Origin of the sequence: Mesorhizobium sangaii, assembly GCF_014207355.1 — a bacterium.
In the GTDB taxonomy this organism is placed as follows: domain Bacteria; phylum Pseudomonadota; class Alphaproteobacteria; order Rhizobiales; family Rhizobiaceae; genus Mesorhizobium; species Mesorhizobium sangaii.
This window is the reverse complement of record NZ_JACHEF010000008.1, coordinates 117,410-136,804: the sequence shown is the minus strand read 5'-3', so window position 1 is coordinate 136,804 and position 19,395 is coordinate 117,410. Positions and strand designations below refer to the sequence as shown.

At 63.4% G+C, this 19,395-nt stretch carries 20 protein-coding genes and 1 tRNA gene; 9 read left to right on the top strand and 12 right to left on the bottom strand.

All coding sequences use genetic code 11. The features are described 5' to 3' along the window. Window positions 1–26 precede the first annotated feature (26 nt). A complete protein-coding gene (locus HNQ71_RS30330) occupies window positions 27–320 on the bottom strand; it encodes a hypothetical protein (RefSeq protein WP_184877418.1) in 294 nt (97 codons plus the stop codon). A gap of 56 nt (window positions 321–376) precedes the next feature. On the opposite strand from HNQ71_RS30330, the gene HNQ71_RS30325 reads away from it, so the two are divergent. Further along, window positions 377–1,252 (top strand): hypothetical protein, encoded by an 876-nt coding sequence (locus HNQ71_RS30325; protein WP_184877416.1) that lies wholly within the window; start codon window positions 377–379, stop codon window positions 1,250–1,252. A gap of 546 nt (window positions 1,253–1,798) precedes the next feature. On the opposite strand, the gene HNQ71_RS30320 is transcribed toward HNQ71_RS30325, so the two are convergent. The 6 genes from HNQ71_RS30320 to HNQ71_RS30295 all read right to left on the bottom strand — a co-directional run bounded on the left by HNQ71_RS30320 (window position 1,799) and on the right by HNQ71_RS30295 (window position 6,859). After that, complete coding sequence (locus HNQ71_RS30320) at window positions 1,799–2,122, bottom strand: hypothetical protein (RefSeq protein WP_184877414.1); 324 nt, start codon at window positions 2,120–2,122, stop codon at window positions 1,799–1,801. A gap of 195 nt (window positions 2,123–2,317) precedes the next feature. Next, the gene (locus tag HNQ71_RS30315) at window positions 2,318–2,923 is read right to left on the bottom strand and encodes a helix-turn-helix domain-containing protein (protein ID WP_184877412.1); all 606 of its coding nucleotides are present in this window, start codon (window positions 2,921–2,923) and stop codon (window positions 2,318–2,320) included. A gap of 1,251 nt (window positions 2,924–4,174) precedes the next feature. Next, window positions 4,175–4,378 carry a DNA-binding protein gene (locus tag HNQ71_RS30310; RefSeq protein WP_184877410.1) on the bottom strand — a complete coding sequence of 68 codons (204 nt, stop codon included), beginning with the start codon at window positions 4,376–4,378 and terminating at the stop codon, window positions 4,175–4,177. Between the two features lie 85 nt (window positions 4,379–4,463). Further along, window positions 4,464–5,129: a hypothetical protein gene (locus HNQ71_RS30305; RefSeq protein WP_184877408.1), complete on the bottom strand. Its 666-nt coding sequence runs from the start codon at window positions 5,127–5,129 to the stop codon at window positions 4,464–4,466. After that, the gene (locus tag HNQ71_RS30300) at window positions 5,129–6,481 is read right to left on the bottom strand and encodes a tyrosine-type recombinase/integrase (protein WP_184877406.1); all 1,353 of its coding nucleotides are present in this window, start codon (window positions 6,479–6,481) and stop codon (window positions 5,129–5,131) included. The genes HNQ71_RS30305 and HNQ71_RS30300 overlap by 1 nt, the downstream gene beginning before the upstream one ends. 302 nt (window positions 6,482–6,783) lie before the next feature. Further along, window positions 6,784–6,859, bottom strand: a tRNA-Cys gene (locus HNQ71_RS30295). A gap of 150 nt (window positions 6,860–7,009) precedes the next feature. Between HNQ71_RS30295 and HNQ71_RS30290 the strand changes: the two genes are divergently transcribed. The 8 genes from HNQ71_RS30290 to HNQ71_RS30255 all read left to right on the top strand — a co-directional run bounded on the left by HNQ71_RS30290 (window position 7,010) and on the right by HNQ71_RS30255 (window position 12,675). Further along, entirely contained in the window at window positions 7,010–7,198 is a 189-nt protein-coding gene (locus HNQ71_RS30290; RefSeq protein ID WP_095082538.1) for a YodC family protein, read from the top strand. Between the two features lie 234 nt (window positions 7,199–7,432). Then, the gene (locus HNQ71_RS30285; protein WP_184877404.1) at window positions 7,433–7,861 is read left to right on the top strand and encodes an EF-hand domain-containing protein; all 429 of its coding nucleotides are present in this window, start codon (window positions 7,433–7,435) and stop codon (window positions 7,859–7,861) included. Between the two features lie 45 nt (window positions 7,862–7,906). Next, a complete protein-coding gene (locus tag HNQ71_RS30280) occupies window positions 7,907–8,449 on the top strand; it encodes an RNA polymerase sigma factor (RefSeq protein WP_184877402.1) in 543 nt (180 codons plus the stop codon). Between the two features lie 38 nt (window positions 8,450–8,487). Next, complete coding sequence (locus tag HNQ71_RS30275) at window positions 8,488–8,940, top strand: hypothetical protein (RefSeq protein WP_184877400.1); 453 nt, start codon at window positions 8,488–8,490, stop codon at window positions 8,938–8,940. Next, on the top strand, window positions 8,937–9,392 hold the full coding sequence (locus tag HNQ71_RS30270; RefSeq protein WP_184877398.1) for a periplasmic heavy metal sensor: 456 nt from the start codon (window positions 8,937–8,939) through the stop codon (window positions 9,390–9,392). The genes HNQ71_RS30275 and HNQ71_RS30270 overlap by 4 nt, the downstream gene beginning before the upstream one ends. 104 nt (window positions 9,393–9,496) lie before the next feature. After that, window positions 9,497–9,775: a GCG_CRPN prefix-to-repeats domain-containing protein gene (locus HNQ71_RS30265; protein WP_184877396.1), complete on the top strand. Its 279-nt coding sequence runs from the start codon at window positions 9,497–9,499 to the stop codon at window positions 9,773–9,775. 118 nt (window positions 9,776–9,893) lie between these two features. Then, the gene (locus HNQ71_RS30260) at window positions 9,894–11,390 is read left to right on the top strand and encodes a DUF1800 domain-containing protein (protein WP_281391470.1); all 1,497 of its coding nucleotides are present in this window, start codon (window positions 9,894–9,896) and stop codon (window positions 11,388–11,390) included. A 49-nt stretch (window positions 11,391–11,439) separates the two neighbouring features. Then, window positions 11,440–12,675, top strand: coding sequence for a DUF1501 domain-containing protein (locus HNQ71_RS30255; protein ID WP_184877394.1), 1,236 nt, complete (start codon window positions 11,440–11,442; stop codon window positions 12,673–12,675). 11 nt (window positions 12,676–12,686) lie between these two features. On the opposite strand, the gene HNQ71_RS30250 is transcribed toward HNQ71_RS30255, so the two are convergent. From HNQ71_RS30250 to HNQ71_RS30230, 5 genes are read right to left on the bottom strand one after another with little or no spacing between them, the layout of a single operon-like run. Beyond that, window positions 12,687–14,243: an indolepyruvate oxidoreductase subunit beta family protein gene (locus tag HNQ71_RS30250; protein ID WP_184877392.1), complete on the bottom strand. Its 1,557-nt coding sequence runs from the start codon at window positions 14,241–14,243 to the stop codon at window positions 12,687–12,689. After that, complete coding sequence (locus tag HNQ71_RS30245) at window positions 14,236–16,389, bottom strand: thiamine pyrophosphate-dependent enzyme (protein ID WP_184877390.1); 2,154 nt, start codon at window positions 16,387–16,389, stop codon at window positions 14,236–14,238. The genes HNQ71_RS30250 and HNQ71_RS30245 overlap by 8 nt, the downstream gene beginning before the upstream one ends. Before the next feature lie 44 nt (window positions 16,390–16,433). After that, the gene (locus HNQ71_RS30240) at window positions 16,434–16,916 is read right to left on the bottom strand and encodes a MarR family winged helix-turn-helix transcriptional regulator (protein WP_184877388.1); all 483 of its coding nucleotides are present in this window, start codon (window positions 16,914–16,916) and stop codon (window positions 16,434–16,436) included. Beyond that, on the bottom strand, window positions 16,916–18,487 hold the full coding sequence (locus tag HNQ71_RS30235; RefSeq protein ID WP_184877386.1) for an NAD(P)-binding protein: 1,572 nt from the start codon (window positions 18,485–18,487) through the stop codon (window positions 16,916–16,918). Before HNQ71_RS30235 ends, HNQ71_RS30240 begins: the two co-directional genes overlap by 1 nt. Before the next feature lie 15 nt (window positions 18,488–18,502). After that, window positions 18,503–19,294, bottom strand: coding sequence for a cyclase family protein (locus HNQ71_RS30230; RefSeq protein ID WP_184877384.1), 792 nt, complete (start codon window positions 19,292–19,294; stop codon window positions 18,503–18,505). Window positions 19,295–19,395: the final 101 nt, after the last annotated feature.

Sequence of the window (19,395 nt, the reverse complement as noted above, 5' to 3'; positions counted from 1 at the left end):
TGGGCGAGCTCAAATGGCGATTGGTTTCACAACGTTCGATGCCGCTCCCCAAGACGGGGGAGCGGGAAATCGGGGCTCGAAGATTTGCGGTCACCGAATTTGGTGAGCTCAAATGGCGAAAGAACTTCTCGATGGTCGAGCGATCGAGCAAGAGCCGCGATTGCGTCCGCTGAATTTTCAGCACACATCGAAATCGCTCCAGATGCCAAACGGTGGTGCGCGACAGGACCGCCAATATCATGACGAAGCTTTCCGCCGCCTGCAAACTGGCCGTTTGCCAGATCGAACTCGACTGTGATTTGCTTCTGGCTGAAGGCCATGAGTCACTACCCTCGCTTGGTTACAGCCTTTGAAACCTCCCCCACGAGATCAGATCATGAAAAAGCGCATCCCTCTCTGCCTTGCAGCCGCGACAGCGGCGCTCCTTCTGACCGGCACGGCGCAAGCGGCCCAACCGAACCCGGCCGCGCTGGGAATGGCCTACCGCCATCTGGACGATCTGTGCCGTGGCGGCTCAGGCGACGACCCGGCTACGGACAAGGCCTGCGATCAGCGCAATGTAGTTTCGGCGCAGATGCGCAAGCTCTTCAACCTCTGCGTTCTCACTGCCGAGGGCGATTTCGAAGACTGTTCCAAAGCGCCAAGCCCGTCTGCCGACGATGAGGTCGCCAACACACCAAGCCCGCCGGATATCGATAACGGCTTCACCGTGACGAAATACCAAGACCGGTTTGGAGGATGGGACCTGACTTTTACCGTCAGGGGCGACGAGCTAGCAATCAATCGCGTTGCCGTAAACCGCAACAACTGCCCCATACAACAACGTCAATGGGGAGCCGGGGAGCGGATGAAGTTTGGCGAACAAATCCGCTTTACGACCCTTTGCGAACCCATCGAGCTGTCTATCGATACCGATCAGGGACACAGTGTCGTTGGCTGGGATGGACCAGTCGACCCCTCACTCGAAACGACAGCTGCTCCAGTCGAGACGCATGACGACACAGGCGCCTTTTGGGCGCAAAAATACACCTACTATGGAGCGTGGCACCTCCTTCTTACTCTCCACGACGACAACGCGACAATCACCGGCGTGACCGTCAACCATGGCAACTGCGCGATTTACAACCCCTCGAATGCCGCTGACCGTAAAATGCGCTTTGGCCAACAATTCGATATCGTACCGAAATGCGATCCAATCGCAGTCTCAATACAGACGGCCACCGGGACCCAGGAAATAACCTGGGGCCAATAAGTGATCAGCCCCGGCCGGCCAGAAGGTCGGCCGGCGATAGGTTCCAGCTTCGCTTCCGACCGAGGACGGCCCATGCTGTCGATGAAATGTTCATCCCCCAATGGGGGAAGACCGATCACACCTGTACATGAAAAACCGGTTCCGCGCGGGTCACCGGTTCTCACTGGCGACGTCTCCAGTGACGGGTCCGGCCCGATTCGGATCAAGGATCGAAGATTTGCGCTCCCTCAATTCGGGGAGCTCAAATAGAAGCCCGCCAGCGCGCGTTCAGTCGCCGGCCTTCCCATCCACGTCCGATGGTCGCCGCGCTCACCCTTGCCCGCCTGTGGCTGCGCAGGGATCTATTCCGCGCCTTCCCGATCCTCACCATACGGTCGGTAAAAATTACCGGGCGTGGCGCCGGATTGTTTTTCGACCGATTGAAATCAACGGCTTGCCGGTCGCTTCCCGACCCCAGCGCAATCTTGCGCAAGGGGTCGACAGGTCAGATCACTGGACGAAACGCCAGTGACCCGTGTCACGTGAAGCATTTGGACATGTCCAAAATCAAAACATTCCAGCGGCGAAGCGATCGGCTTCCCGGTTCTCCTTCCCTTTGAGCCGGGCGATAAGCTCGGGGTGCGACCAGGTAGGAGATTTGAGGCGAGTGGCCTCGGCGACGATCAGATCCTCCAGCACATCGATGCCGGCGCCGAACCAGTGCTGACCGAGCGCATGGCCTGTATCGGTCACGAAACGCTCGGCGCCGACGACGATGGTGCGCGCCACGGCCAAGCCTGGCGTCCAGATCAACCTCACGAAATGGAGCTTCTCCAAGCGGCCCGGCTGGAGCAGTTGGATGAGGCCTTCGAGATTCTCGGCGACAGCCAACCGGAACACTCCGGGATCCGCGTGGAAGCCTGCGGCAACAACAGCGGCGTAGCCAGCCGCCGTTAGGGCGCAGCCGAGCAAGCTTCCTGGCGTCCATTGCGACGAAGGTTCGCTTCGAGCCTTGAATTCAGCTCGGGAATGTTGGCAAAGCGGTGGAAAGTTGCCGTTCGGCTCGTCTAGGGGTGGTCACTGGAATCAGGATCCGCGTTGGCCTGGCATTTGCTCACGCGTTAGTGCGGCCTTGCCTTCGCGGTGTGCCTCAGATTTTCTTAGGGCTTCTCGCTTCTCGCGGGCCTCTGCGATCGCCAGCATCTGCTCGAGTTCTTCGTCGCTGTACCCAGAAAGGTCATGCTTTTGCTGGACCTCCACCGGGCCTCCACCGGAGCCGGTGCTCTCGACGCGGCGCACGTAGCCCCGATCCTTGCCCTTGAGCTCCATGTACCAACGGACGGTCGGCATATCGCCCGCACGGATGGCCTTGATCACCTGGTCCTCGGCGTCGTCTTTCAGGACTTCCTCGATATCGTCCGCGAATGCCTGCAGGCTGGGGTGCTTGTTCATGAAGGAGCAAAGGGTCGACCGATGCACGGCCAGCATTTTGGCGGCGATCGTTCGGATGCTGCCCGACTTCTCAAGGGCTTGCTTTGCCCTCGCGATTGAGAGCTTCGGTTTCCGTCCTCGCTTCGCCATCCACATTCCTCCAATTTCACGACATTTCGCGACACTCACATGCGCGCGCGAGGGTTTCGACAACCGCAACGACACCGAAAACACGCCTTCCGGGTGAGACGTGTGGCTCAAAATGTGTCCTAAGTCGAGATATGCACCGAAATTTCCACATAACTATCTGTAAAATAATTGGACACTTTCGCCGAGCACGTGTTTAATCATTATGTGCTCCAATTTTGTTACGCTGCTCCCCCCTCCAGGCACAGGTTGGCGATTCTGTTCACGGGGACTTTGGTATTGGTACCTTCTTCCTAAGCCGCTTAGGCCTCTCCGATCTGAATGAATCAGACTGGTTTCCCGTGGTAGGGCACGAATGTCCCCCTATGCGGCGAGGCTTAGGGCCCATTTTGATCCACATCGCCCACTCGTCCGAAACGATGCGCACGACGTTGGATAAGTGCTTGCGGCCGGTTACTGGCCGCTCCTCGACTGCGATCCATCGCAACTCTGCGAGGCGGTCCTGCGCCCGCTTTGCCGTCTTGCGACACATCCCGCCCCGTGCGCCAATCTCGTCCAGCGTGAGGTCACAGCGACCCGTCCTGTGAACCTCGTCTGCCACGATGCGAGCATAGGCAACTTGGCTCGTAGTGAGCATGCCCGCCATGAAGGGAGGCATGGGCCAGGTCGCGGCGAGCGTTCGGCGTCGATAAATCGATCTCTCGCGGTCGGGGGAGCGCTGCGGCCGCGCACGGGTAAATCGCCCGCCGAAGGGTCGCGAAGGGTTGTTCCGGCGCAGTGATGCGCCGGGAGTAACGATCGAGCCTGACGTGTAGCCTTCGACCAATTCGGCATCCTGGCATCGGTTCGCGATGTCCTGGATACGCGCACGGTTAGGCCTCAGCCCGCCCGCCATTAGCTCTTGGTAGGTGCTCATCTTGCACCTCCATTTGCCTGCCGGATCGCTGCTACGACCTCGATCGCAGAAAGGTCAAACCTGGAGCGAAGAAAAGGCACGATAGGTCGCGCGCAATCTTCGCGATGCTCCAAATACCAGTGCGCGGCTCGCGCAATTGCTTGCGATTGCGAGCTTCTAGCGCTAGATTGTCTTTCGTCGATTTTCGAAACCCTACCACGGATTTGTTTATCGGCTTCGGGCGATCCCTCGACTGCAATCGAGAGATCGCCCTTCGCTATTTCAGGGGGAAATCGCACTGGCGCCCCCTGATTTTGCAGCCTCTGTTAGCGCCGCGCACGCCTCAGCACAGGTGAGGCCAAACCGACTTCGCAAAAGAGGCACCGTCGGCCGTTCCATTCGATGAGGTCTTGTCGTGATCCAGCGTGCCGCCTCATCGATGACAGCGCTGTTCTCGTGATCAACACCGGTCATGCTGCGCCTGCCAGCAGGCTCTCGTCGTAGCGATCGAGCTCTGCCTCATCGAACAGTTTTCGCCGGCCCTCATAGACGGGTTTCGGAAAAGGAAGCAAAGGATCCGGACGGTTGACTCTGCGCCAGAGCGTCATCTCGGAAAAGTTGTATCGCTCCTTGACTTTTCGAGCGGGCACCCAGCGCCTTACTTGTTTAACCATTGATTGCTCCCGATGGGTTTAGAGCAATCAAGTTGACCCATTCGGCGGGCAGTCGCTATTTGTCGATTGTCGATATTGCCGGCGGCTAGCCATTTGTAGACAGTACCCGACGTCGAACCGCCTCGCAGGTAGAGCGCGCAGCTCCGAACCTACGCACCATGTCCTCCTGCTTCATGCCCTTCAAGTCCTGTGGAGCAAGCGCGCGCATTTCAGCCTCGATACGCGATCCTTGTGTAGGTTTGGGTCCGCGCTTTCCCCCACCACGGGGAACATCCGATGTCTGACCGTCCCGCCTCTTTGACAAAACTTGGAGCAGTGTCTTAGGCAACAAATCACGCTTCTTTGGGCGGAGATAGAACCATTCGACGGCACTTATAGGATTAATGAGTCGATCATCCGAGAACCCATCTGGGGTAACGCCAGCAATCCAAGACTCGCCTTCTCTACACGCCTGCTTCAGCGCATGCCTAAGCAGGGTCTCGATCGGAATCACCTGTCCGCGACCTTCGTCAGCCATCCGCTCAGGATCCTTAGAGTGGTGGTATAGTAAGCTGACAAACGAACCGACAGTCATGCTCTCGGAAAGTGCCTTTTCCCAAAAATCAAAGGGGCCGAGGTAACCGTTCCGGCGCATAATTTGTTCGTCCCTGTCTCCACCGTACATGACGTGCTCACCAGCGATCTCGCCATTGGTAATGGCGAACCGGGTTTGTTCGTAGGCAAAGTCGCCTGGCTTTGGAGTTCTGGCCATCAGGTGCGGTCTCCGAACAGCGAGATCACCTTTTTCTTCGAGGTCACTCCAACGATTCGATCCACAAGATTCGCCCAGGCGCTGAGCGCCTCGCGCTTCTCGCGCGCATAGTCGTGACGGTTGTAGACCGCGGCCACGCCCGAAATCTTGCCGGACTTGTGATTGAGGACAGCCTCGACGACATGCACGGCCACCCCTAGACCAGCCATGCCAGAAGCTGCAGTTCTGCGCAGGTCGTGGAACGTCCAGTTATTGATCTTGACGTCAGGGTTTCCAGTCGCCTTTCGGGCAGCTTCGATCATCGCTTGATCGATTTGCTGCTTTGCCCGGCTGAAGCCGCTGACCGGCGTGGCGCCATTGGTGGAGAGTATCCATGGACACTCTTCCTGCTCTTGAGGCGACCCTTCCTCGAGCGGCGACTGTTCTTGCTTAACCCGTGGCAGCCTGGTCAATATGTTGAGGACCTGGGGCGTCAGCGGGACAACTTGGCGCCGACCGTTCTTCGTGCGCTCCCCCGCGATGGACCATTTCGGCTCATCGCCATCCAGTTCGAATTCTGCCCACATCGCTCCTGAGACCTCGGCGCGCCGCTGGCCGGTCAGCAGCAACAAGCGCGCCATGTCGCCGAACGGCCAGGCCACGGCGCTAGCGGCAGACCAGAAATAGCGAATTTCGTCATCGGAGAGCACACGATCTCGGGCCACCGGTGACGCCGGAACCTCAATGTCGCGAAAGGGATTTTCGGCAATGATTGACTTTGCCGCAAACCAAGAAAAGGCCTTCGATAGTAGCGCACGAACCCTGACGGCCGATTGCGGTCGACCCTCTGCGACAACCTGGCCATCAGGATCTCGCTTGCCATCCGCGATGCCGTCGACCAACTCAATTATGTCCTGGCGGGTGATGCTTTGTATTCGCCGACCGCGCCATCTGGGCACAATTTCTCTTTGAATGATGGCCTCGTTATCGAGAATCGTCCTCGCCTTGTTTCTCGCCCTGGAATGTCTCTCCACGAAATCGGCAAAGGCGTCTTCGATCGTGTGGTTCCGGCGCTTTGCCGCTTCATTCGCCTGCCGCGGATCACGCTGTTCGGACACCGCATGTAGCGCGGCCTGCGCTGCTTTGCGAGCGTCATGGAGACCCAGCGCAGGCCGCACTGAGCCGTAGTTGCCTATCGTCAGCTTGACGTTTTGCTTCGTGCCCGGAGCTCGGTAACGCACGATCCATTTCGCCGTGCGCGGGCCAATCACCAGGTAGAGACCTGGCTGGCCCCCATCTGCCACCTCGCGCTTGCCTGCTGGACGGTCCTTCAAAAGCCCATCAATTTTCTTCTGGCTGATTGCCACGGCCATGTGTCTCACCATACTACGGGACACCGATCAGGACACATTTGGGCTGATAGGCATCGGTTGAAAGTGAGAATATCAAAGCCTACCAAGTGCAATGAAGTCAATGACTTTGCGAGGTGATGCAGCGGTCGCGCGATAGGCTCTGGGAGGCCTCGATAACTGGCCGCATCTCATTCGTAATGATGGGGTCAGGTGTTCGAGTCACCTAAGCGGCACCATTCCTTCAAGCAGCAATCAATCGCGACGTCACGGGACCAAGCCCCGGCTCCGGCCGTTCGCTGCTTTGTCGGACAGGTAAGTGAGGATGGAGGCCTCGCCTCGGGATCGAACCGAGGCTTCAGAGATTTGCAGTCTCCAGCGTAGCCGCTCCGCCACGAGGCCATCGCTGCCCAAGTAGCAGCCAAATATTTACGGAAAGGTTAAGGCTAAACCGCCGCAGGAGCAAAGGCTTGCGGCGCCGGCAAGGCATATCGGCCATTGTCCAGACCCCGGTTTGGTGTGAAACTCTAAGCCTCTGAATGGAGGTCGAAAATGCCCAACAATTTCAAGACCGGAGACGTTGTCAGGCTGAAGTCCGGAGGCCCGAAGATGACCATAAGCGACGGCGCGGCCTCAGGCATATTCATGTGCCATTGGTTCAACCGCGAGGGTGACGTGTGGACCCCGCAACATGCCGGCTTCAAGCCCGACCAGCTGGTCGCGGCCGACCAATCAGACTAGGTCCCTGCCGACGCGGCTTCGCCTGGGCCGGCGACAGTCTGGCACGGTTCACGTCCAGCGTTGAGGCGCCGGGTTCGGCACGTCATTGCAGCCGCCGACGGCGCCCTTGCATCCAAGAAATGCGTCCGAAACAGATTTGCGCGACCGACGGATTTCCGTCGTCGCGGCGTTTAACGGTCGAAGCGTAACCTCGGCACAAGCCGTGGCGGACGCGCCAACCGGAGACGCCAACGCATGATACGCCGTTCGATACTTGCCGCTGCCTTGAGCCTGCTGACCGTAGCGGCTCTTGCCCAGACAGCGACGCAGCCGCCTGCCGCGACGCCCCCGGTTGCCGCGCCGGCCACGCCAAAGGCCAGGTCCGACATCACGCTGGCCAAATTCCAGAAGCGGCGCGAGAAGGCGATCATGGCTGCCGACACGGATGGCGACGGCAAGATCAGCCTGCTGGAATGGGAAGCCTTTCAGGCCAAGCGCAACATCAAGGGCGACCCCGTCATATCCTTCGCGCGTATCGATTCCAACCATGACGGCTTCATCGACCGGGCCGAACTCGATGCCTTCTTCGCCAAGCGCTTTGCCAGGCTGGACAAGAATTCCGACGGCGTCCTGACGGCCGACGAACTGCCGGGCCACAAAACCGCTCCCAAGCAGGAGCAATGACCAAGAGGCAATGACGTGCGATGAACATCGGGAGTGCGCCGGCTGATGAGCGCCGATCCGGACGAGGAGCTGGTTCGCCGTGTCGGCGCCGGCGATCCGGCAGCCGTGCAGACGCTCGTCGCGCGCAAACTGCCGCGCATCCTGGCGCTTGCCGTGCGCATGCTCGGCGACGCGGCGGAGGCCGAGGATGTCGCGCAGGAGACCTTCGTGCGGATCTGGCGCCATGCCTCGGGCTGGCGGCGCGGCAATGCGCGCTTCGACAGCTGGATCCACCGGGTGACGCTGAACCTCTGTTACGACCGGCTGCGCCGCAAGCGCGAATGGGTGACCGACGACCTGCCGGAAATGGTCGATCCCGCCCCACTTCCCGATGCCCATCCGCAGGAGGACGCGCAGCGGGTCGAACGGGCGCTGAAAGGCATAGCGCGGCGCCAGCGCGAAGCGATCGTTCTGGTCTATTACCAGGAGATGTCCAATGTCGAGGCGGCGGCGACCCTGGAGATCAGCGTCGACGCCCTGGAGAGCCTGCTTTCGCGCGGCCGGCGGTCGCTGCAGACGATCCTGGCCAGGGAAGGCGCCGATGAGTGAGAGCCGGGCAAGCGGCGCCGATGGGCAAGGGGAAGACCATGGCTGAAGGATCCAGGAACGAACCGGCAATGGATGCCAAGCGCTTTGCGGCCCTGGCTGCGGCCTATGGCGGTGACTTGCGGCGTTGGCCGGAGGCCGAACGGGTTGCCGCCGCGATCTTCGCGCCGAGCGAGACTGGCCAGGCCATTTTGCGGCATGCCGGGACACTTGACGCCCTGCTGGACGGCTACCGCGTCGGCGCGCCCGACAAGGCCCTGCACGGCAGCATCGTGCAGGCCGCCGGCCGGTACCTCGCCCAACGCCGGCGTCAGCGGTTCTGGTGGCTCGGACTGGGGCTTGCCGGCATTGGCCTGGCCGGCGCTGTCGCCGGATTGGCCCTGGTGAGCATCGTCACGCCCGAGGTCCAGCCGGACCACTATGTGCTGGACGCCAATGCGACGGCGTTCGGCGACGCCAGCCCGGACCGCGACACGATCGAGGAAGACCTATGAACATGAGCCGAAACCTCGTCACCCTGTCGGTGGTGCTCAACGTCTTTCTGGCCGGAGCGCTTGCCGGCGGGGCCGTCTGGATAAGAAACGGCAAGTCAGGCCAGGGCTACTCATTGGAGACGGCCGGCGGCCGTCTTCCCGAGCAGGATCGCACGGTGTTCCGCGAGGCGCTGCGCGACGTTCGCCGCGAATCCCATCAGGTCATCCTCGACGGCCAGCAAGCCAGGCGCGAGGCGGCAGACCTGCTGCGACAGCCGGTTCTGGACGCGACGGCCCTGTCGGCGGCGCTGGAGCGGGCGCGCAATGCCGACGTCACCGTGCGCATGAGGCTGGAACAGCGCATCGTCGAGTTCGCGGCGGCAAGTTCCGCCGAGGGCCGCCGCGTGCTGGCGGAAGGGCTCACCAGACGCGCTGGGTCGCAACTGTCGGCGGTGTCGAAAAAATCGCCGTGACGACCGACGGAAAACGCCGACGACGCCGTTTAACAGGAGAAGGGCAGGACCTGCCGGACCATGTGCGTGCAGGTTTTCAACCTCGGACACTTCGGAGTATGGCCATGAATTATTTGACAAAATACGCGCTCACCGCGGCTCTCGCCGTGACCGGAACGGTTGCGACGGCTGCGGCATCCTCGGCGATGCCAATGGCGCCGCTTGCCGCGCCGGCGCTGGTCGAGCATGTCGCCTGGGGCTGCGGTCCGGGCTGGCATCCCAATCCCTGGGGACGCTGCGTGCCCAACCGTGTGGTGGTATACCCTCGCTATATCTATCGGCATGGCCCGGCCTTCTACGCCTGGCATCGGCACCATGTCTGGCACCGCCGGCATCACTGGTAGGATGCGCGTCGGGGGTCGGCCACTCCGTGCCGGCCTCCTCCCCCCGTTGACTATGCACGAACGGCTCGAACGAGCCTCATGCGCCGGGCGCGTGAGGCTCAGGCAATGGAGGGCTGACTTGGCTGTCCCGGCCCCCAGTTCCCTGCCGCCAGATCCGGTGCTCGTCGCGTTCAACCGCTTCGGGCTTGGTGCAAGGCCTGGCGACCGCGAGATGCTGGCCGGCGACCCGCGCGGGTATCTCAGGGCGGAACTGCGGCAACCCGACATCGCCATGATCTCGCTCGACGATCCGGCCTATGCCGGCTTGCTGGGCAGCACGCCAGCCATTCAGGCCAGCATGGCGGCAAATTTCCAGCTCAAGCGCGAGCGCATGGCCGCCGCGGCAGCGCAGCCAGCGACGGCGAGCGCCCAAGCTGTGCCCGCACAGGCCATGCCCGCCCAGATCACGCCCGCCCACCCCGTGCTTGCCCCTGCGCCGACCGACAAACCCGCCGTGCCGCAGGTCGAGGCGACGTTGTTCCGGGCGGAAGCACAGGCGCGCTTCGACAAGGCCATTCGGGCGAAGGCTGGCTTCGTCGAACGGCTCGTCTGTTTCTGGTCGAACCATTTCTGTGTTTCGGTCGCGAAGGACATCCTCATTGAAGCCAGCGCCGGCGCCTTCGAGCGGGAGGCCATCCGCCCTTTCGTGCTCGGCCGCTTTGCCGACATGCTGCTGGCGGTGGAGCATCATCCGGCGATGCTGCTCAATCTCGACAACCAGCAGTCGGTCGGGCCGGACTCTCGTGCGGGCAGCAACCGCAAGCGAGGGCTCAATGAAAACCTCGCCCGTGAAATCCTGGAACTGCACACGCTCGGCGTCGGCAGCGGCTACAGCCAGGCCGATGTCACCAGTTTCGCACGCATCCTCACCGGCTGGACGATGGCCGGGCGCGACGGGCGGCTGGGCGAGCCAGGCAATTTTGTCTTCAACGCAAACGCACATGAGCCGGGGGATGCAGTGCTCCTCGGCAAGACCTATCCTGCCGGTGGAATGGGACAGGCAGAGGCCGCGCTCAACGATATCGCCCGCCACCCGGCAACGGCCCTGCATATCGCCACCAAGCTGGCCCGCCATTTCATCGCCGACACGCCGCCGCCGTCTGCAATCGCCCGCCTCGCCAAGGTCTTCGCCAAGACCGACGGCAATCTGCGGGCGCTGGCCGCCGCCCTCATCGCCATGCCGGAGGCGTGGTCGACGCCGTTGGCGAAGATGCGTTCGCCCTTCGAGTATGTCGTCGCCATCCGAAGGGCGACCGGCCCCGGTCCGGCCAACGATCCCGGCCAGTCGCTCGGCTGGCTCAACGCGCTGGGCGAGCCGCTGTGGCAACCGCCGGGACCCAACGGCTTTCCCGACGGGGCCGACGGCTGGGCATCGGCGGAGGGCATGAAGACCCGCCTTGACATCGCCTGGCAGGCAGCGCGGCAGGCCAGGGATATCGGCAATCCCAACGACATGCTCGATGCGCTGATCGGCCCTGCCGCCTCACCGGAGACGAGGCAAGCGATCGCAAGGGCCGAATCCAAGCAGCAAGGGCTGGCGCTGTTGCTGATGGCTCCCGAATTCCAACGAAGATAATTCCAGCGCAGATAGTTCCAGCGAAGATCGCTGCCGCGGAGACGAAGTCATGAGCCTGCTGTGCGAAATTCCCAATCCCTCCCGTCGCGCCGTGTTGACGACCGGCGGCGCATTGTTTGCATGGGCCTACATGCCCCGCTTTGCCCGTGCTGCCGACAATCGCGATCCGCGCCTGATCGTCATCGTGCTGCGCGGCGCGCTTGACGGGCTCTCGGCGGTCGGTCCGGTCGGCGATCCCGACTATGCCGGCCTGCATGGCGACATCGCCCTGTCGCTGGCAGGCCCGCATGCAGCGCTGCCGCTCGACGGCTTCTTCGCGCTCAACCCGGCGATGCCGGTGTTTGCGCGGCTGTATAGGAATAACCAGGCGGCGGTCGTGCATGCGGCCGCCACCGCCTATCGCGAGCGCTCGCATTTCGATGGCCAGGATGTGCTGGAAAGCGGCTTTGCCGGCCCCGGCCATGTCACGACCGGCTGGCTCAACCGGGCGCTGGAAAGCCTGCCAGCGGGCGACCGCGTGGCAACGCTTGGCGGTCTGGCCGTCGGGCCGTCGACACCACTGGTGATCCGTGGGCCGGCGCCGGTGCTTGGCTGGGCGCCGCTATCGCTGCCGATGCCCGGCGACGGGCTCGCGTCGCGCGTTCTCGATCTCTACCAGCACCGCGACCCGGTTCTCGCGGTGGCCCTGCAAAACGGGCTCGACGCTGACCGGATGGCCGTGGACGACAAGATGGGCAAGACAATGAAGCCGAAGGGCGGCCTCGACAGTGCTGCGGGGATGCGTCAGGCAGCACAAGGCGCCGCCAGGCTGATCGCGGCCGATGACGGGCCGCGCGTTGCAGCCCTGGCCTTCGATGGCTGGGACACGCATGTCAATGAAGGCGGTGCGACCGGCCGGCTCGCCACCTTGCTCGGTGGCCTCGACGGCGTCTTCGAGGAATTCGAGAAAGGTCTCGGCGAGCGTTGGAAGGACACGGCGATCGTCACCATCACCGAGTTCGGGCGCACGGCGCAGGTCAACGGCACCGTCGGTACCGATCACGGCACCGGCACCGTGGTGCTGCTGGCCGGCGGCGCGATCAAGGGCGGCCGCGTTATCGCCGACTGGCCGGGGTTGAAGCCGGCTCAGCTTTACGAACAACGCGATCTGGCGCCGACCAGCGATGTCAGGGCCGTGTTGAAAGGGCTGCTTGCCGATCAGTTCGGCCTTTCGGCCGCCGTGCTTGGCGACAAGGTGTTTCCGGAGTCCGCTGCGGTGAAGCCGATGCGGGGGCTCGTAGCCTGAAGTAGCTTGCTTCAGAGCGTCGCCACGGTCTTCAGCGCGCCATCGAGCATGTCGCCCTTCTCGTCCTTCAACGCTGCCTCGCGCAGGCGGCGGATCCAGTCGGCGGCGTCCGGGCGGCCCTTGACCAGATCAAGCGCCGACAGCACCCGGTCGAATTTCGACTGGGCGCGGACGTGGGTGTCGCTGTAGCCTTTGATCAGGCGGCGGCAGTTGAGGATTTCGACGGCCAACGTGTAGTCCACCGGCACGTAGCCAAGCGCCATCGCGTACCAGCGTTCGAGATGCGCAGTCTCCACCTGGTGACGCAGCAGGCTGCGGCGCCAGCGGCGCAGGCCACCGATGAACCAGAGCGCGGCAAAGCCGACGAAGCTGTCGGTGCGGATCCGGCGGCCATGGTTGATGCGGCGGTCGAGAAACGCGGCGAGTTTCGGCCGGCTCTCGATATATCCGCCAAGCCTTGCCGGCAAAGTACCGCAGAATTCCTCGATGCGCGGATGGAAATATTCGGTCACCTGCAGGATCGAACCGTCCTTGACGCCGACCTCGCGGCGCACCCGCCGGTCGCGCGTCGAGCGCGTCTTGAGATCGGCGACACGGATCATGTCGTCGTAGCACATGGCGTTGGCGAGATGCTTCGCGGCAGCGACCGACAAGTCATATCCGAGATCCGGCCCCTCCAGCGCGATGGCCTTGTCCAGCCGGTCGAGATATTCGCCCCCGTAAGCGATGTCCTGATAGTCGACGACCTTTCTCAGGCCCCTGAGTGCCATGTCGCGTACTGCCTCGGGCATCACATCGATGCGGGCGGCCAAGGTCTGCCAGCCTTGCAGCAGATTTTGCGGGCCACTCACCTGCCCTGCGCCCGGGGCAGATCCGACAGTCGCTGGCTCTGCCATACTTGGCGTAGGGGCCGCCGTGCCGCGCGCGCGATCGAACGCGGCGCCAAAGGCGGCGAGGCTGGCCTTCGCACCGCGGCCGCCGGCGCCGATCGCCTGCTCGTAGCTTTCGCGGGTGAACGGCAGCGCGTCGGACCCGGCCAGCGCGCCGAGCAGGCTGGCCGAGATCATCGAGCCATTGTCGGCGGCGATCTTCTCCATGTCGAAAGCGATGAAACGCTTCGATGCGGCCTCCGCCGTCGCATGCACCTTGGAAGACGACGCCCGGCCGTCGCCCGGCTCGATCTTTTCCGAGACGGCGGCGATGCGGTGCGACGATGCGATCAGTGTCGTGCGCTCGGGCGTGACGAAGCCGCGTATGATGGCGCGGCCGGCCTCCATCAACTCCGCCGCGATCAGGATGTCGACGTCCCCTTGCGAGGGCGACAGCGCGAAGACCGGCAGCCGGCCGGTGTCGCGGGCCATCTCGACATAGTAGATGGTGGCGCCGGTGCGCTGGGCGACGCCGGCGACCGAGGTCGATTGCGCGACGTAGCCATTGCGCTCGGCGACATCGGTGATCCAGTCGGCCAGCACGCCGCCACCCTGGCCGCCGACCGCCAGCACGGCAAGCTTGATGACGCGCTCGTCGTCGTGAGCGCCAGCGCGCAATGGTGGGACAGCGTCAAGCATCGGCGAAGGTCAGGCGCCGGCTTTCGCGGCGGCGCTGCAACAGGCTGATGGTGGCGCGCCGCGCTGCTTCGAGGAAGCGGTCCCAGCGGCCCGGATTGTGCACGACATCAGCGCGGTAGAAGGACGGGCAGAGCACCGCCGCATCGGCGACCTCGCCGCAATTGCCGCAACCGACGCAGCTCTGGTCGATATGCGCGACCGGATCGTCGCGCAGCGGATCGTCGAGCGACTTGACCGACAGCGACGGGCAACCGGACAGCCGCATGCAGGCATGGTCACCGGTGCAGATGTCTTCGTCGATGCCGAACTTCGGCTTCACCACGCGCTCGCCACCCTTGATCGCCTTGTCGACAAGCGGCCTTTCGCGGCGCTGCCGGTTGAGCATGCATTCGGACGAGGCGACGATGACCTTCGGCCCCTTCTCGTCGGTGGTCAGCGCCTCGCGTAGCGTGTCCTGCATTTTGGTCACGTCATAAGTGCGGTCGATGTGGCGCAACCATTTGACACCCATGCCTTTCACCGCCTCGGTGATCGGATGCTTGGTCGATTTGGTCTTGTTGCCGGCGCGCGACGAGAGGATGTCCTGGCCGCCGGTGGCGGCGGAGTAATAATTGTCGACGATGACGATGACACCGTCGTTCTTGTTGAACACCGCATTGCCGATCGAGGAGGTCAGGCCGTTGTGCCAGAAGCCGCCGTCGCCGACGAAGGAGATCGAGCGGCGCTTGGCGTCGGGCGAATTGAAGGCAGAGGCCGAGGCCGGCCCCAGCCCGTAGCCCATGGTGGTGGCGCCGAGCTCGAATGGCGGCATGATCGAGAACAGATGGCAGCCGATGTCGGAAGCGATGTGGTGCTTGCCGAGTTCCTGCTCGACCAGCTTGGTGGCGGCAAAGATCGGTCGTTCCGGGCAGCCGATGCAGAAGCCCGGCGGACGGCCCGGCACGACGTTGATCAGATCAGCGGTGTCAACGCCGTCGCCGACCTTGTTGGGCGCGCGCACCTCGCCCGGCAACAGATGCGGGGCCTCGGCGCGCAGGAAGGCGCCGATGCCGTCGAGCATGACCTGGCCGGTGTATTCACCAGCCATCGGCAGATGCTCCTTGCCGACCAGCCTGGTGCCGCGCCCGGCCTTATGCAGCATCGCCGCAAACGCCTGCTCGATGTAATTGGGCTGGCCTTCCTCGACGACCAGCACGGATTGCTTGCCCTCGCAGAAGGACAGGAACTCGTCGTCGATCAGCGGATAGACGGCATTGAGCACGTAGAGCGGCACATCGGTATCGCCATAGGTGTCGGCGAGGCCGAGCCGCTGCAGCGCGCGGATGACCGAATTGTACATGCCGCCCTGCATGACGATGCCGACCGAGCCGTGGTCCGAGCCGAACATCTCGTTGATCTTGTTCTTGCGGATGAAATCCACCGCTGCCGGCCAGCGCTTCTGCACCTTCTCCTTCTCGTGCAGGAAGGAGGCGGGCGGCAGCACGATGCGGCCGGTGTCGCGGCGCGGAGCGTCGAGCGCATCGGCCACCGTCATCGGCGGCCGCTTGTTATCCTTGGCGATGAAATGGCCGTGCACATGGCAGCAGCGGATGCGGACCTGCAGCATGACCGGCGTGTTGGAAATCTCCGACAGCTCGAAACTGTCCTCCACCGCCTTGACGATCGACGGCAAATTGGGACGCGGGTCGAGCAGCCAGACCTGGCTCTTCATGGCGAAGGCATGGCTGCGCTCCTGCATGATCGAGGAGCCCTCGCCGTAATCCTCGCCGACAATGATCAGCGCACCGCCGGTGACGCCGCCCGACGCCAGATTGGCGAGCGCATCGGAGGCGACATTGGTGCCGACGGTCGACTTGAAGGTCGCCGCGCCGCGGATCGGGTAATGCACCGATGCGGCCAGCATGGCGGTGGCGGTGGCCTCCGAAGCGCTGGCTTCGAAATGCACGCCGAGTTCGCCCAGAATGTCCTGCGCGTCGGCCAGCACGTCCATCAGATGGCTGATCGGCGCGCCCTGATAGCCGCCGACATAGCCGACGCCGCATTGCAGCAGCGCCTTGGTGATGGCGAGAATGCCTTCGCCGGCAAATTCCTCACCGGCGCCGAGCCGCAGCTTTTCGACTTCCTTGGCAAAAGACCGTTCGGCCATTTTTTTCTCCCTTCCGTTACCGCCAGCGCTGGCGGCGCGTAGGTCTAGATGTCGTGCTTGCGAATGTTTTTGAGCATCTTCAAAAGTGTGGCGATGAGCGCGGAATATTCGGCGTCGTCGATATCGTTGAACATCGCCTCGAACGCGTCATGCATGGCCGGCCAGGCGCGGGTGAACTCGGCGCGGCCATCGTCGGTCAGGAAGACATGGCGGATGCGGCTGTCGGTGACACCCTGCTCGCGCCGCACAAGGCCCTGGCCCTCCAGCGTGTCGAGCGTCCGGCTCAAGGTCGACTGCTCGATCACCGTATAGACCGACAGGTCGTTGACGGTGATGCCGTCGGTGACCGACAGCACGGCCAGCGTGCGGACCTGCGGAATGGTCAGCCCCTGTTTGCGGAAATCGTCGCGCAGGGTGGCGTTGTAGCGGCCCATGATGCGGTTCATCAGATAGGGCGCGAATTGCTGCAGGCCGATCTGCCCCAGGGTCGAAATGCGCTGGCGCTTTTCCCCGACCTTCTGTTCCATCACAGCCTCCCCGCCAGGAGAAAGCCGGAGCCGCCGCCGAGGCCGGCGCCCGGATGGGTCGAGGCGCCGATATGGTGAAGGCCCTTGATGCCGGTCTCGTGGTTGCGGCTGGTCTTGAACGGCCGCCACAGGAACGACTGGTCGATGGTCGACGAGCCGCCATAAGGGTCGCCGCCAACCAGATTGATGTTCATCGCTTCGAGATCGGCCGGCGAAAAGGCGCGGCGCGCGATGACGCTATCCTTGAAGCCGTCGATATGGCTGGCGAGGATGGCCTCGACGCGGTCGGCATAGGCTTCCCGCAGCGCCTCGGTCCATTGGCCATCAGCCGGTGTCCCCAACTTGCCGGCGGCGTCGCCCTTGATATGCCTCGGCGCCTCGGGCAGTTGCAGCCACAGGATCGCCTTGCCCGGCGGGCAGCGCGACGGATCGAGCGCATGCGGCTGGCCGACGCAGATGGTCGGAACCTCCGGCAGCATGCCGCGCGCCGCCTCGTTGCAGGCCTTCGACACGCCATCCAGTCCCGGCGTCAGGTGCAGCAACGCGACCTTGTCGAGACCTTCGCCGCGCCATGCCGGCGGTCTGTCCAGGGCGTAGTGGATCTGGAAATTGCCTTTGCCGTAGCGGTATTTCCGCGTCGCCTCGGCATCGTCCTTTGGAGCATCGGCGCCGAGCAGCCGGCCATAGAGTTGCGTCGGCGTGACCGAGCAGATGACGCTCTTCTTCGCGTTGACCGCTTCGCCCGAAGCCAGCCGCACGCCGGTGGCCCGGCCTCCAGTCAGGATGATGGAGGCAACGTCCGCTTCGGTGGCAATGACGCCACCGCGCTCGATGATGAGCGCTTCGAAGGCGGACAGCAGGTTCTTCGCCCCGCCCTTGACGATCGGCGCGCCGGCCGCCTCCAGCGCAAAGGCGATGACCTTGGCGATCTGGCCGGAAAAAGCATCTTCCGGTCCGAGCCCGGCATGCAGCACCCAGGGTGCCCACAGCGCGCGGATGGTCTCGGACTGGTAGGTGCTTTCGAGCCAATTGCGCGCCGGCACCAGCGCTTCGCCGAGAAAGGCGGCAAGGCCGCGCGGGCCGCGCCGCCAGCCGTCACCGGCCAAAAGCTTCGCCGTCGGATAGGACCACAAGCTGCCGCCGAGCAGGCCGAACAACAGGCCGGCGTTGCGTTCGATGCCACCGACATCGTCTGCATGCCGGTCGCCATCGCCGGCCGCGATGGCATTGAGCGCCGCGATGTTGGCGGCGCGGTCGGTGCTGAGCGCGGCATGGCTGCCGTCCGGCCGCAGCACGCCGGTCGGCGTGCCGGTGTGGCAGAATTCCAGCCCGTGCCGGGCGAGGTCGGCGCCCAGTGCTGCAAAGGCCGGAGAGGTGATGAACAGCACGAAGGTGGTCGCCATCACATCATGGATGAAGCCGGGCGCGGTGATCTCCTCGGTGCGCATGCAGCCGCCGATGCGGTCGTTGCGCTCGAGGACGAGCACCTTCGCCCCCTTGCCGCCAAGCATCGCCGCGCAGACCAGCGCGTTGATGCCGCTGCCGACGATGATGTGATCCGGCGGGCTCACGTCAAACGCCTTCGCCTAGCCCTTCGGAACAAGCGCCAGCGCGCGGATCGGGCTGCCGGTGCCATGTTCGATCTTGAGCGGGGCTGCGATCAGGATCGCACCCTTCGGCGGCAACTGGTCGAGGTTGCAGAGGCTGGCAAGCCCGTAGCGATTGGCCTTGTGCATCAGCGTATGCGCCGGGAATGGCGGCTCCATGCCACCGGCCTTGCCGGCGTCGGTGCCGATCGTCTCGCTGCCCCAGCCCTTGATGTCCTTGCTGATCAGGAACTGGATGGCTTCGGCCGTCGGGCCCGGCGTATGCGGGCCGGTCTCGTTGGCGTTGAGGAACTCGGCTTCGGAGCCATTGCGCTTGTACCAGTCGGTGCGCATCACCACCCATTCGCCGGCATTGATGGCGCCATGCTTGGCTTCCCACGCCTTGACGTGGTCGACGGTGAGCAGGAAATCGTGGTCGGCGGCGGCTTCCTTCGAGCAGTCGATGACATTGACGGGGCCGACGAAGTTCTGTGCAGGAATGGTGTCGGTGGCGCCGTCGGGATAGTCCTTGCCGGTGATCCAATGCTGCGGCGCGTCGAAATGCGTGCCCGAGTGTTCGCCGAGCTTCAGCCAGTTCCACGCCCACCACGGGCCGTTCTTGTCATAGCGGGAGATGCTATGGATTTCGACCTTCGGCGTGTCGACGGCGAGTTCCGGCGGCAGCTTGATCAATGGCGTATCGGGCCCGAGCGACGCCGACAGGTCGACCACCTTGATGGCGCCTGAAAGAAGCTGGCCGGCGACTTCGCCTAGGAGTTTTTGCGTGTCCATGGTCTCTGTTCCCTCTTTCGTGATGATGATCAAGGCTCGTCTCGGCCCTTAATATCCTACTAGACGAAAACATATGCATCTGCAATTATCTTTAAGCATAA

What these genes read in the sequence shown, in the direction of transcription:
- HNQ71_RS30240 (WP_184877388.1), bottom strand. Translation starts at nt 16,916, where the DNA reads ATGGAACAGAAGGTCGGGGAAAAGCGCCAGCGCATTTCGACCCTGGGG.
- HNQ71_RS30250 (WP_184877392.1), bottom strand. Translation starts at nt 14,243, where the DNA reads ATGCTTGACGCTGTCCCACCATTGCGCGCTGGCGCTCACGACGACGAG.
- HNQ71_RS30245 (WP_184877390.1), bottom strand. Translation starts at nt 16,389, where the DNA reads ATGGCCGAACGGTCTTTTGCCAAGGAAGTCGAAAAGCTGCGGCTCGGC.
- HNQ71_RS30280 (WP_184877402.1), top strand. Translation starts at nt 7,907, where the DNA reads ATGAGCGCCGATCCGGACGAGGAGCTGGTTCGCCGTGTCGGCGCCGGC.
- HNQ71_RS30305 (WP_184877408.1), bottom strand. Translation starts at nt 5,129, where the DNA reads ATGGCCAGAACTCCAAAGCCAGGCGACTTTGCCTACGAACAAACCCGG.
- HNQ71_RS30255 (WP_184877394.1), top strand. Translation starts at nt 11,440, where the DNA reads ATGAGCCTGCTGTGCGAAATTCCCAATCCCTCCCGTCGCGCCGTGTTG.
- HNQ71_RS30325 (WP_184877416.1), top strand. Translation starts at nt 377, where the DNA reads ATGAAAAAGCGCATCCCTCTCTGCCTTGCAGCCGCGACAGCGGCGCTC.
- HNQ71_RS30270 (WP_184877398.1), top strand. Translation starts at nt 8,937, where the DNA reads ATGAACATGAGCCGAAACCTCGTCACCCTGTCGGTGGTGCTCAACGTC.
- HNQ71_RS30290 (WP_095082538.1), top strand. Translation starts at nt 7,010, where the DNA reads ATGCCCAACAATTTCAAGACCGGAGACGTTGTCAGGCTGAAGTCCGGA.
- HNQ71_RS30330 (WP_184877418.1), bottom strand. Translation starts at nt 320, where the DNA reads ATGGCCTTCAGCCAGAAGCAAATCACAGTCGAGTTCGATCTGGCAAAC.
- HNQ71_RS30265 (WP_184877396.1), top strand. Translation starts at nt 9,497, where the DNA reads ATGAATTATTTGACAAAATACGCGCTCACCGCGGCTCTCGCCGTGACC.
- HNQ71_RS30300 (WP_184877406.1), bottom strand. Translation starts at nt 6,481, where the DNA reads ATGGCCGTGGCAATCAGCCAGAAGAAAATTGATGGGCTTTTGAAGGAC.
- HNQ71_RS30285 (WP_184877404.1), top strand. Translation starts at nt 7,433, where the DNA reads ATGATACGCCGTTCGATACTTGCCGCTGCCTTGAGCCTGCTGACCGTA.
- HNQ71_RS30310 (WP_184877410.1), bottom strand. Translation starts at nt 4,378, where the DNA reads ATGGTTAAACAAGTAAGGCGCTGGGTGCCCGCTCGAAAAGTCAAGGAG.
- HNQ71_RS30275 (WP_184877400.1), top strand. Translation starts at nt 8,488, where the DNA reads ATGGCTGAAGGATCCAGGAACGAACCGGCAATGGATGCCAAGCGCTTT.
- HNQ71_RS30230 (WP_184877384.1), bottom strand. Translation starts at nt 19,294, where the DNA reads ATGGACACGCAAAAACTCCTAGGCGAAGTCGCCGGCCAGCTTCTTTCA.